The sequence below is a fragment of the Candidatus Dadabacteria bacterium genome (assembly GCA_026706695.1).
Taxonomy (GTDB): Bacteria; Desulfobacterota_D; UBA1144; order Nemesobacterales; family Nemesobacteraceae; genus Nemesobacter.
In genome coordinates this window covers 1-12,150 of sequence record JAPOYE010000112.1, presented here as the reverse complement: position 1 = coordinate 12,150, position 12,150 = coordinate 1, and the positions used below count along the sequence as shown (strand labels likewise).

11 protein-coding genes are annotated in these 12,150 nt (G+C 49.7%); 4 read left to right on the top strand and 7 right to left on the bottom strand.

Features of this window, described 5'->3' with window-relative positions; translation table 11 throughout:
- Nucleotides 1-652 (bottom strand): radical SAM protein (locus OXG10_08830; protein ID MCY3827458.1); only part of this gene is annotated, 652 nt, incomplete at its 3' end.
- Between the two features lie 50 nt (nucleotides 653-702).
- Between OXG10_08830 and OXG10_08825 the strand changes: the two genes are divergently transcribed.
- On the top strand, nucleotides 703-852 hold the full coding sequence (locus OXG10_08825) for a hypothetical protein (GenBank protein MCY3827457.1): 150 nt from the start codon (nucleotides 703-705) through the stop codon (nucleotides 850-852).
- Here OXG10_08825 and OXG10_08820 read toward each other — a convergent pair.
- Nucleotides 849-1,322, bottom strand: coding sequence for a hypothetical protein (locus OXG10_08820; GenBank protein MCY3827456.1), 474 nt, complete (start codon nucleotides 1,320-1,322; stop codon nucleotides 849-851). The two genes, OXG10_08825 and OXG10_08820, sit on opposite strands and share 4 nt — an antisense overlap.
- A gap of 151 nt (nucleotides 1,323-1,473) precedes the next feature.
- Between OXG10_08820 and hflX the strand changes: the two genes are divergently transcribed.
- The gene (gene hflX, locus OXG10_08815; protein ID MCY3827455.1) at nucleotides 1,474-3,213 is read left to right on the top strand and encodes a GTPase HflX; all 1,740 of its coding nucleotides are present in this window, start codon (nucleotides 1,474-1,476) and stop codon (nucleotides 3,211-3,213) included.
- A 101-nt stretch (nucleotides 3,214-3,314) separates the two neighbouring features.
- Here hflX and OXG10_08810 read toward each other — a convergent pair whose 3' ends face one another.
- Both OXG10_08810 and OXG10_08805 read right to left on the bottom strand, forming a co-directional pair.
- A complete protein-coding gene (locus OXG10_08810) occupies nucleotides 3,315-3,506 on the bottom strand; it encodes a hypothetical protein (protein ID MCY3827454.1) in 192 nt (63 codons plus the stop codon).
- 33 nt (nucleotides 3,507-3,539) lie between these two features.
- Nucleotides 3,540-4,556: a nitroreductase family protein gene (locus tag OXG10_08805; protein ID MCY3827453.1), complete on the bottom strand. Its 1,017-nt coding sequence runs from the start codon at nucleotides 4,554-4,556 to the stop codon at nucleotides 3,540-3,542.
- Nucleotides 4,557-4,744: 188 nt separating this feature from the next.
- Between OXG10_08805 and OXG10_08800 the strand changes: the two genes are divergently transcribed.
- Together OXG10_08800 and clpB are read left to right on the top strand one after the other, a co-directional pair.
- Nucleotides 4,745-5,899 (top strand): thiolase family protein, encoded by a 1,155-nt coding sequence (locus OXG10_08800; GenBank protein MCY3827452.1) that lies wholly within the window; start codon nucleotides 4,745-4,747, stop codon nucleotides 5,897-5,899.
- A gap of 189 nt (nucleotides 5,900-6,088) precedes the next feature.
- The gene (gene clpB, locus OXG10_08795) at nucleotides 6,089-8,677 is read left to right on the top strand and encodes an ATP-dependent chaperone ClpB (protein MCY3827451.1); all 2,589 of its coding nucleotides are present in this window, start codon (nucleotides 6,089-6,091) and stop codon (nucleotides 8,675-8,677) included.
- 14 nt (nucleotides 8,678-8,691) lie between these two features.
- On the opposite strand, the gene OXG10_08790 is transcribed toward clpB, so the two are convergent.
- The 3 genes from OXG10_08790 to ispG all read right to left on the bottom strand — a co-directional run bounded on the left by OXG10_08790 (nucleotide 8,692) and on the right by ispG (nucleotide 12,041).
- Nucleotides 8,692-9,042: an STAS domain-containing protein gene (locus tag OXG10_08790; protein MCY3827450.1), complete on the bottom strand. Its 351-nt coding sequence runs from the start codon at nucleotides 9,040-9,042 to the stop codon at nucleotides 8,692-8,694.
- Between the two features lie 144 nt (nucleotides 9,043-9,186).
- Nucleotides 9,187-10,920, bottom strand: a complete 1,734-nt coding sequence (locus OXG10_08785) for a proline--tRNA ligase (GenBank protein MCY3827449.1) — start codon at nucleotides 10,918-10,920, stop codon at nucleotides 9,187-9,189.
- 62 nt (nucleotides 10,921-10,982) lie between these two features.
- On the bottom strand, nucleotides 10,983-12,041 hold the full coding sequence (gene ispG, locus OXG10_08780; protein ID MCY3827448.1) for a flavodoxin-dependent (E)-4-hydroxy-3-methylbut-2-enyl-diphosphate synthase: 1,059 nt from the start codon (nucleotides 12,039-12,041) through the stop codon (nucleotides 10,983-10,985).
- Between the last annotated feature and the right edge of the window lie 109 nt (nucleotides 12,042-12,150).

The window sequence follows — 12,150 nt, the reverse complement described above, 5'->3', positions numbered from 1 at the left end:
GCCATTGCTGGTAAATCGTTTTTTTTTTTTTAAGCTGGAGAGAAAGAGCCCCGACGTATTCCGGGTCACACTCGGTAAGAAGCTTCCCGGTAGCCAAAGCGTGTTCCCTGCTCCTGTCCTTCCCGCCGATGCCGAGAAGCACCATGACCGAATTCATTATCCCGGAGGCTTTCAGTTTTCTTGAGGCTTCAACTGTCTCGGCAAAATTCGCTCCCTTCTCTATTCTCTCAAGAACCACATCGTCTCCGCTCTCAAAACCTATGTAGACCATGCTGAGGCCGTTTTCCCGGAGACGTGTGAGGTCTTCAACTGATTTTCTGAGTATGTCCCCTATGTTTGCGTACATGGTGATCCTTTCAATATCCGGGGCTTTCTCATAGAGATAGTTCATTATCTCCATCAGCTTAGCCGTGGAGAGTACAAGTGCGTTGCCGTCTGCAATGAAAACTCTTCGTTCAAGCAACCCGCTCTGCGCCGCGGCATCAATAATTTCTTTTATTTCCCCCATAGGCCTTACCCTGAACTTCTGGGTTTCCTTTCTGTACATGGCGCAGTAGGTGCACTTGTTATGGGAACAGCCGATTGTGGCCTGCAGAATGAAACTTTTATGCTCGCTTGGAGGGCGGAAAAAAGGCGTTACATATTCAGTCATTACAGTAGAAATCTAACAAAATTTCAGAGTCTCTTCAATAAAACTTTGCAATGGCAGAAAGCATAGGTTATCCTTGCGCCGTAATGTTTGATCTCGAACCGCACGAAAAAGAAGGGTTTCACTATATCCTTGGCGTACCGTTGCTTATAGGGCTTATAATGGTCATCGCCTTTCTGACGCACATCATCCTCACTCCTTAGCCCGTACCCCAACGGATTATCCGCAGCACAAGTTCGCGGATTTCGATTTCTACTCCCGTACTGTCCCGCAAGAGATATTCCCCGTCTTCTGTCTCTTCCCAAGTTGCCCCGAGAAGTTTTAAGTTCTTCTTTTGGCTTTGGGAGTCAGAATCAATTTTTCTCCCGACAAATGTAACGGCGTTTCCGTCCCCGCAAAAGACCATTACCAGCTTTGAAGTTCCGAAAAGCAGCAGAAAACCTCGAGTTTCTTCATCAGCATCAAAAACCGCGTGCATAAAGCCCCGAGGCGGAGCAACCACGCTGATTGCGTCTCGGCCATATTCTTTGTTTAAAGATTCCACGCAGGTCTCGAAGCTGCGACAGAGAAAATCCGAGGCCTTCTCCGCTTTTCCGCATGTTTTATCCGAGTCGGCCGAGACTTTCTCCTTTTCGTAGAACTCGGCAATCCATGGCTGTTTTTTTGTTTCCACGGTGTATTACCCTAATAACTTTTCGCTTCCTACCTGGGGTCTACAGATGAAGAGCCTTATCGTTTTAAACATTGAAAAATCGGCAAATCGGCAAGCTTTCTCCCACTCTTCGCCGAAAATGCTTCAAATTCTTTGCTCGATGTAATAATATATGCTTCAAGGGGGACAAAAGATAGACAGAATCCATGGAAACACCTCAGGCCTCACCAGAAGCGACCTGAAGAACCTGCTCAGAATATACAAGAGAAAAATCCCTCAAGACCATCTGGTCACCCTTGAATTTACGCGCACCCTCTTAGCCTTTTCGAAGGAACTCCGAAAAACCATAACGACATTTATCGACCGTAAGGGAAAGATAAGGTTCGTATTCATCGGAGAACCTTGCGATTTTCCTTTTGAAAATCTACTTGGAAGGATGAGAAGAGCTAAATACAGGCTCAGGGGATTTCGCGCCGTAAGAACTAACCTCAAGGGGTCTGGTCTCACGAATTCTGATCTGGCGACCCTGGCAAATGAAAGACTCGATCTGGTAGCTTCTGTCTCTTTAGGTCAGAACGGCTCAGCGGGGCGCTTTGAGTATGCGAACCTTGTCCCACCAGACGGAGAAAACCATGCGAAGTGGGAAATCTCGAAGTTTTCTGACGTAGGTCGCATAAACATTAACCTTGAACAGGAGATAGCCGCCATAGAACAGTCCCTAAGGAGCGCTTTTCTCAAGAACGGGGGCAAGGAAAACAGGGAAGGAGTCATACTTGTGGGGTTTAGCACCAAGTTTCGCTACCTTGCTGAAAAATCCTTGGAGGAGCTTAACTCCCTGGCTCTTTCCGCGGAAAAAGTAGTGCTCGACAAGATGGTCCAGATAAGAAAGAACGTTGATCCTCGTTACCTGGTCGGCAGAGGAAAACTTAGGGAGATCGCTCTTCACGCTAAGCACCTTGGGGCCGACACCATAATTTTCGACACGGAACTTACCCCCACCCAGGCAAACGCTATCGGGGAAGAGTCCAGTCTTGATATAATGGACCGAAGCCAGCTGATAATACAGATATTCGCGAAACACGCCAAGACAAACGAAGGAAAAATCCAGGCAAGGCTTGCAGAATTCCAGTACAATCTGCCGAGACTTAAAGGCAAGGGGACGGCTTTTTCCCAGCTGGGGGGTGGAATAGGCACGAGAGGTCCCGGAGAGAAAAAACTTGAGCAGGAAAGAAGAAACATAAGAAAACAGATTGAACAGCTAGAAAAGCAGATTGACGGCCTTTGCAGAAGAAGGGAACACACGAGAAAGAACAGGAGAACCTCAATGATCCCGACCCTGTCTTTTATCGGGTACACGAATGTCGGCAAATCCACGCTTTTTAACCGCCTGACCAAATCCTCAATAGTTACCCAGGACAAGCTCTTCTCGACCCTTAACCCGACGACAAGAAGGGTCATGCTTCCCGGAGGAAAGCATGTGCTCATGACAGACACCGTGGGCTTTATAAGCAAGCTTCCCAAGGAACTCATAAATGCGTTCAGGGCAACGCTTGAAGAAATAGGCGAAGCCGACCTGCTGCTTCATGTAGCTGATGCGAGTGATCCCGAAGTCAGGGACAAAATAGATTCGGTAATTAAGATCGTAGAATCCATGGAGTTCGAAGACATACCAAGCATTCTCGTGTTTAATAAGGTTGATCAGGCCGATGCAGACACACAAGCCGCTCTTCGCGAGACATTTCCTGAAACTCCGTTTGTATCAGCCAGAGACGGAAGAGATTTCAAAGAGTTACTTCTCTATTTAGAGAAATTCGTTGAAGAAACTGATGCGGATGCCAAACTTCGGAATTCTAACTTGGAAAAAGAACTGAAAGGCAGTTCCCCGCCTCCTCTGCTGCATAGTTCCCTTTAGTTTCCCAAGGGCTTTAGCAGTCTTGTTCGTAAAAGCAATAAAACAAAAAGGGAGTGACCGTTCGCACGAACACCCCCTTTTTGTTTTTTACTTCCGTGACCTTACCAAGGCTTAGACTTGTCGTCCACTCCATCTAGATTCTGGAGCCACTTTGTATGGTCATAAATTGCAGCGTTGAAAGTAAGAGCCAGAGTGGCGATTATAATACCAACATCGCTGTTCTTGGTCTGCTCGGCTCTTTTCTTTATCTTGTCATGAATCGGATCTGGAATATTGAACGTTATTTCTGCCATTACCAAAACCTCCTTGTTTATTTTTGATAAGAACTAGTCGGCATCCCCAATGCCTTTTTCTTCCCTGTACTTCTGGATCTCCTCCCGCTTTACGGTCGGTTTGAGGGTAAAGCCCGAGGGGTCAGCGGATGCGCCCGCGACCGAAGCCTGGACTGCATCGGCACTGAGGGGTGCAGGTTTCTTGTCTCCCGCAAGATCCCCAAGCTGGGACTCTTCAAGCTGCCAGTCCGTAAGCCACTCGTCTCCGAGACCGAAACGCCTGGTGAGCTTGTTTATCTCCTCGAGTCTTCCGGGAAGAGGTCCTGCCGGCTGAAGCATGTTCAGATCCTCTAGAAGCTTTACTACCTCGGGGTCTCTCGGGAAAGCGTTTCCGACCTGCTTTTCGAAGAACATTGTTCCAAACGGGGGCCGGCTTCTTGCTCCGCCGCCGTCCATGCTTTCTGCGGGATAACCGACGGTCATAAGCCAGCTGAAAACGTAAGTGTCTGGAAGATTGAACTTTGCTTTCGTGTTCCTCCTGGCTCCACCGCTGGCGCCGTTAAGACAGGTCCCGAGACCCAAGGACGTCGCAACAAGACAGGCGTTCTGTATCGCATTTCCAAGATCGATCGCAGCAAGACGGTGCAGTACCGCATCGGGAAGCATTGCGGCAAGCGGGAACAGCCTGGATACCCTGTCATATTCCCAGCCGTGCGCCTTATCGAGTGCTCCAGTTCTTAGAAGGTCGTGGATAGACTGACCCATTGTGTCGTAGTTGGCCATGTCATAACACCAGAAGATAAGCACGGGGGCCATCTGCGTTGTGATCTGACTCCAGTCGGATATAAACTCCCATATTTCGGGATCTTCATCCCTGTATACAACTATTGCTCTTTGCCCATTGAAGTTGCCTGCCGTAGGAGAAAGCCGGGCAGCTTCCAGCATGGCCTGAACCTTCCATTTCTCAACGGACTTATGCGGCTCATACCACCTGATGGACCTTCTTGTTCCTATGGAACTGAAAGTGTCCATGATACTACCAACTTCGCTGGCACTTGGTACATCACTCATATTAATAACCTCCTATCTGGGTATTTTTTGTTCAGAATAAAGCTGAAACTGCATAACATCTCCGAACATCATACCACTAAATCGCAGAAATTTCATCATCAAAAATCAAAATTCCTTAAATTTTACAATGCGGATAGTTTGGTATACATTTATCGCCGAAATTATAGCGCAAGCAGGAGGAGTTATTAATGAGAGACGTATACATAATAGGAGTGGGAAACACCGCCTGCGGAAGATTTCCCGATAAACCGGCTCACATTCTCGCAAGAGAAGCCGCATGGGCCGCGATACAGGATTCGGGAATTCACGCGCGAAAGATAGAAATCGCCTTTTGCGGCCATGTCTACCAAGGCATGGGAGTCGGGCAGAGAGCGCTTAAGGATATAGGACTTGTCGGACAGCCCACCATAAATGTGGAGGGTGCCTGCGGAAGCGGAACCCTTTCCCTGTGGGAAGCCTGGAGAACCGTGGCCTACGGTCAGTACGACATAGCGCTCGCTCTGGGCGTTGAGAATCTGAGCAGAATTCTCTCCGGTGGTCCCCTGCCCCTCGAGGAAGATGACCTTGAGGTATCCATAGGTATGGGAATGCCCGGGCTCTACGCCATAAGAGCTTCAAAGTACATGAGCGAATACGGGGTCACGATTGAACAGCTGGCCGAAGTCGTCGTAAAAAGCCGCTACCATGCTTCGCTCAATCCTCTTGCCCAGTACAGAAAGACTACAACCGTGGAAGAAGTGCTGGGTGCGCCGGTGATCGCCGACCCGCTTACGCGTAACATGTGCTGTCCCGTTGGAGACGCAGCCGCGGCCGCGGTGCTGTGTTCCGAGGAGCATGTCGGAGAGCTTGCTAAAAAGATGCCGATAAAGATCCTGGGATGCGTCGCGCAGTCGGGCAAATACAGCAGCCCCACAGGCCTTACCTGCGATCCTTCGGAGAACGTCTGGAGAACCTCCCAGATGGCTTACGAGATGGCGGGACTGGGGCCCGAAGACATGGACGTAGCCGAAATTCACGATGCTTTCTCAATAGCGGAAATGATGGTTGTCGAATCTCTCGGCTTTTGCGAGAAGGGAGAGGGAGCAACTCTCATAGACGAAAAAAGCACATGGGTCGGAGGCGACAAAGTCGCGGTCAACCCAAGCGGCGGCCTGCTTTCACGGGGACATCCGGTCGGAGCTACAGGACTTCTTCAGACTGCCGAGATCGTAAGGCAGATAAGAGGGGAAGTCGAGCCGGAGCGCCAGGTAAAAGATGCGAAAGTCGGCATCATCGAGACCATGGGAGGCGCCCAGCCCGCCATGGACGGAATTACCTGCGTCGTGAGCATCCTCGGGAAATAGCGCAGATACGCTTTAATCGGCGTTCCTTGCAATTCATCGTTTTTTTCTGTGCAGCCAATCTGTGCGTGCGGTGTTTTAACCGCACTCAGGGGGCTATTGCGCGATCTTTTCTTGCTCCCTTTCCCCGCCCGTTTTCAATTTCGGGCAATTCCTTGATTCCGCACAAAGAAGAATTATTTTGTGTCTGAGATGATTTCGCCTGAAAAATTCACATTGAAGGCTCAGGAAGCCATTCTGGAGGCACAAAACGCGGCTAGCGACGGCGGAAATCAGGTGATTGACCTGCCTCATCTGTTCGCGGCTCTTGTAAGTCAGCCCGGGATGCCGACCAAGATTCTGGAGCGACTGGAATCCGACCCCCGGGAGCTTGCGCGGACGGCCGCCGAGCAGATATCCAAGCTTCCCAAGGTGAAAGGGGCATCTGACCAGATATACATGAGCAGAGAACTTGATTCTGCCATCCGGTCGGCCGACAAGGAAGCGCACCATCTTGGAGACGCGTACGTGAGCACTGAACACCTTCTGATTGGAGTTGTTTCTCTCGCCTCCGGGGCCTTGGGAAACGGGTTTTCAGAATCAGGGGTGACTAAGGAAGGGATCTTAAAAGTACTTAAAGAACTGAGAGGTAACCAGACAGTGAACACGCAGAATCCTGAAGACACCATGGAACCGCTTCACCAGTACGGAAAGGACTTCACCGAACTTGCCCGAAGCGGGAAGGTAGACCCGGTAATAGGAAGAGATGACGAGATAAGGAACGTGATACGGGTGCTCCTTCGAAGAACGAAGAACAACCCTGTGCTCATAGGGGAACCCGGAGTGGGGAAAACAGCCATAGTGGAGGGGCTGGCACAGCGCATAGTTGACTCCGATGTTCCCGAGGGACTTAAGGACAAAAAATTGATTTCCCTAGATCTTGGATCCCTGCTTGCAGGAGCAAAGTACAGGGGACAGTTCGAGGAGAGACTCAAGGCTGTGCTGAAAGAAGTCACGGAATCCCAAGGGGAGATAATTCTTTTCATAGACGAGATACACACCGTAGTTGGAGCCGGAGCGGCCGATGGAGCGATGGACGCGTCAAACATGCTAAAGCCGGCCCTTGCGCGCGGAGAACTTCACTGCATAGGTGCGACCACTCTTGATGAATACAGAAATCACATAGAAAAGGACGCAGCCCTTGAGCGGAGGTTTCAGCAGGTCTACGTCGATGAACCCTCCGTTGAGGAAACCGTATCGATCCTAAGGGGTCTTAAGGAAAAGTACGAGGTTCACCACGGGGTAAAAATCAAGGACGAAGCCCTTGTTGCCGCCTCCCAGCTTTCAGACAGGTATATCTCCGGGCGATTTCTGCCCGATAAGGCCGTTGACCTGATGGACGAGGCCTCTGCACGGCTCAAAATGGAGATTGACTCCGTGCCGACGGAGATAGACGAGATAAAAAGGAAGATAATGCGCCTTGAGATAGAAAGGGAGGGATTTAGAAAAGAGCAGGATCCTGAACTTCGGGGAAAACTTGAAGAGATTGAGAAAAACCTCTCGGAACTGAAAGAGGAAGCGGAGGTGCTTGAAGCGCACTGGCAGAAGGAAAAAGACTGCATATCGAGGATAAGAAAGACCAAGGAGGAAATAGAAACCGGAAGAATGGATGCGGAGAGAGCACAGAGAGAAGGAGATCTCTCCCGCGCATCGGAATTTCTTTACGGCAGAATTCCGGAGCTTGAAAAGGATATGGAGAACCTCGGTGGGGAGCTCTCCGAAATACAGAGTCAAAGGAAAATGCTTCGCGAGGAAGTAAGTGCCGAGGATATAGCCGCGGTTGTGTCAAAATGGACGGGAATACCAGTATCAAGCTTGGTTGAGGAGGAGGTCGAGAAACTCGTTCATATGGAAGAAAGACTCTCGAAGCGGGTGGTGGGACAGCCGGAGCCCATAAGACTGGTCTCAAATGCGCTTCGCAGGTCAAGGGCCGGGCTCTCCGATCCGAAAAGGCCGATAAGCTCGTTCATGTTCCTCGGGCCCACGGGGGTCGGGAAGACCGAACTTGCCAGATCACTTGCCGAATTCATGTTTGATGATGAAGACGCGATCGTACGGATTGACATGAGCGAGTATATGGAGAAGCACTCGGTATCAAGACTGATCGGAGCCCCTCCCGGATATATCGGATACGAGGAAGGGGGACAGCTCTCGGAAACCGTGAGGAGACGACCCTACTCCGTGGTGCTTTTTGACGAGATAGAAAAAGCGCACTCCGATGTGTTTAACCTGCTTCTTCAGATTCTTGACGACGGAAGACTCACCGACGGACAGGGGAGAACCGTTGATTTCCGCAACACCGTAATAATAATGACCTCAAACCTGGGGAGCCAGCACATACAGGAGTCGTCAGGAGACAGCGAGGAAATGGAAAATAAGATAAACGAGATGCTCAGAAATTATTTTCGTCCCGAGTTTCTAAACAGAATTGACGAAGTTGTCATATTCAGCGCCCTGAAAAGAACAGACCTCATTGAGATAGCCGAGATCCAGATTGGATACCTGAGAGAGAGGCTTGCGGAGAAAAATCTCGCCATAGAACTCTCCAAGAAAGCCGTTACAAGACTGGTTGATATTGGTTACGATCCCGTTTTCGGGGCAAGGCCCCTTAAACGCGCCGTACAGAAATATATACAGGACCCGCTTGCAAACGAGATATTGAAAGGAAATTTCAAGGATGCGGTCACGGTAAAAGTGGATCTGGACAAAGAAGGAAACTTCACCTTCGGAAGAAGCAACTAAGTGTTGGCGGACTTTTAAGTTACCGCTTCTATGGCTTCGGAGCGGGAATGAAGCACCGACATGATCCGGTCAAAGCACGTGATCTCGAATATTTCTCTCATAGGTTTGGACAGGGAGCACACCGCGAATTTCGATTTGATGTCCTGCTGCCTTTTGGCGACAAGCAGGATCGAGCGCAGTCCCGTGCTGTTGATGTAGGTCAGCCCTTTGAGGTCTAGAACTATAGGGACTTCCTGCCCCTGGATTTCCTGGAATATCGCGTTGTGAAATTCCCGTCCGCTCAGGCCTTTAATCTCGCCGGATACGCTTATTATCAGAGCTCCTTTGAACTGATCGACCTGGATTTTAACTTCTGCGTGGCTCATTTTAAGCGCTTCTCTATGCTGTTCAGACGCTGCAGTATTATCTCGAACCTGATCTGTAGGGAATACATTAAGCCCATGCTCACATCTTATCACACTTTTGGGCAGTATATAAACCCCAAAATTTCCACCCCGGTGTTCTTCTTCTTATCTCTCTTCAGCCAAAAGAGCAGCAATTTCTCCCGAGACTTCTTCTACCATAATGCTTATTCTCTTACCGGAGTTTCTATTTTTTATCTCCACCTTGCCCTCTTTCAGGCTTCTTTGCCCGACAGTGACCTGAATCGGGATTCCGAGCAGATCCGAGTCTTTGAATTTCACCCCAGCGGTCTCCGCTCTGTCATCAATAAGAACATCCACTCCATCGTGGAGAAGCGCTGAGTACACTTTCTCCGCTGCGTCCTTCACATCCTGCTGCTTCATGTTTATCGGAAGCACGGAAACTTCAAACGGAGCTATGGGGACGGGAAATTTTATTCCGTACTCATCGTTATTCTGTTCTATCGCCGCTGCTACCGTTCTTCCTATCCCGATTCCGTAACAACCCATAACAAGCGGTTTTTCCACTCCGTTCTCATTTACGTAGGTGGCTCCCATGGCTTCGCTGTACTTGGTCCCAAGCTTGAAAACATGACCGACTTCAATGCCCCTTGACGCCTTCAGAACTCCGTTTTCAGAAACCGGGCACGGGTCCCCTTCCCTCGCCACCCTTATGTCCGCATAGGAATCGGCTTCAAAGTCCCGCCCGGGGTTAACGCCGGTTATGTGATAATCGCCTTTGTTGGCTCCCGTTACGGCGTTTTTCATATTGCGAACGGATTTGTCCGCAATCACTCTCACGTTCTTTCTCTTAAGTTCCACGGGTCCGCTGAATCCAAGCGGGCCTCCTGAAACTTCCAGAATTGTCTGCGGATCAGCAAGTTCTGCGACATCACATCCGAGAAAATTTCGAAGCTTGGTTAGACTGAGCTCTGTGTCTCCCCTTACGAGCGCAACGACCGGTTCCGTTTCGGTATGCACTATAAGGGTCTTTATCAATTTTTCCGGACCGACTTTTAAAAGCTGCGCCACATCCTCAACCGTTTTAAGGCCCGGGGTATGGACCTCGGAGACCTCTTCATGTCCGGAGGTTGTTCTTGATCCTTCCCTTTCGTCTTCTGAAATGCCGATTTTTGCGAGTTCGAGGTTGGCGGCGTAATCTGCCTCCGTGGAACTCATTATTACGTCTTCCCCGGTGTCGGCAGTCACCATGAACTCATGTGAAAAACTTCCGCCGATGTTTCCTGAATCGGCGGCAACCACGCTGAACGCGAGCCCGCATCTTTCAAATATACGTACATAAGCGTCGTACATCGCCTGGTAGGAACGATCCGCTCCCTCATCCGAAACGTCAAAGCTGTAGGCATCTTTCATTATGAATTCACGTGCCCTCATAACCCCAAAGCGGGGACGGATTTCATCCCTGAATTTCGTCTGTATCTGGTAAAAATTAACAGGAAGCTGTTTGTAGGAACGAATCTCCTTCCTGACTATGTCCGTTATTATTTCCTCGTGCGTGGGTCCCAGACAGAAATCCCGTTCGGCTCTGTCCTTGAAGCGAAGAAGTTCCTTTCCGTAGTAATCCCATCTGGCGCTTTCGATCCAAGGTTCGGCCGGAAGCACTGCGGGCATGAGGAGCTCTATGGCTCCTGCCCTGTTCATTTCTTCCCGCACTATGTTTTCGACTTTTCTTATGGACCTGAGTCCCAAAGGAAGGTAGTTGTAGATCCCGGCCGCAAGCTTTCTTATCATGCCTGCTCTTACCATAAGCTTGTGACTTATGATCTCGGCATCCGAAGGGTCTTCCTTGACCGTGGGTATGAAATAGGAAGAAAACCTCATTCGTTTTTCTCCTTTAAAGTGATCTGAACTCAGCTGGAAAGCAATTTTGCGGGGTTTTCAGTTCAGTTGACGTAATTTCTCTCTATTTCTTTGACAAGCTCCCCGACCAAATCGGCTTCTCTGAAAGATTTTATCAGCTTTCCGTCCCGATAGAGCATTCCTTTCCCCCTTCCCCCCGCTATCCCTATATCAGCTTCCGCGGCCTCACCCGGCCCGTTGACAACGCAACCCAGTATGGCGACTTTAACCGGTCTTGGAAGGTTAAAACCGGAAACACCTTGTTCAACTTCAGAAACCAGCTTCTCAAGATCTATTTCAAGTCGCCCGCATCCCGGGCACGAGATAAGTTCAATTCCGTTGTTCCTGATTCCAAGGGACCTCAGTATGTTCATTCCGACAACTATTTCCTCCACCGGATCGCCGGTTAAGGACACCCTTATCGTGTCACCTATCCCTTCAGCCAGAAGCGCTCCGATTCCTATGGCGGATTTCACCGTCCCCATTCCCGGGGTCCCCGCCTCGGTAACTCCGAGATGGAGCGGATATTCGGTCTTGTCCGCGAGCATTCTGTATGCGGTAATCATTTTCCTCACGTCGGTGGACTTGACTGAAATCTTTATGTCGAGAAAATCAAGGTCCTCGAGTATGCCGACATGTCTCATTGCGCTCTCAACCAAGGCTTCGGCCGTTGGGTGTTTGTGCTTTTTGAGTATGTCTTTTTCAAGAGAGCCTGAATTCACGCCTATTCTTATGGGAATTCTTCTTTCCTTGCAGGCGTTAACCACGGCCTTTATTCTGTACCTAGCGCCGATGTTTCCGGGATTTATTCTCATCCCGTCGACTCCCTGTCTTATTGATTCAAGGGCCAGTCTGTAATCAAAGTGTATGTCCGAGACAAGGGGAATCCTTATCTCTTTTCTTATCGCTCCCAGAGCCTTTGCGGCATCCATGTCGGGAACGGCTACCCTGACGATGTCACAACCCGCCTTCTCAAGTCTTTTTATCTGGGAAACTGTTGACGCAACGTCTCTCGTATCGGTGATAGTCATTGACTGAACCGACACGGGAGCTCCCCCGCCTATTTTTACGTCACCGATTGATATCTGCCGGGATTGCCTCATAACTTGCGGAGAATGCTATTGAATAGTTATTATAGTGTCAAGAAAGCATAAGGGTGAGGAATTTGCGCTGTAGCGATTTTTGGGGTTCCGGTTTCCGAGCTCGAATCCA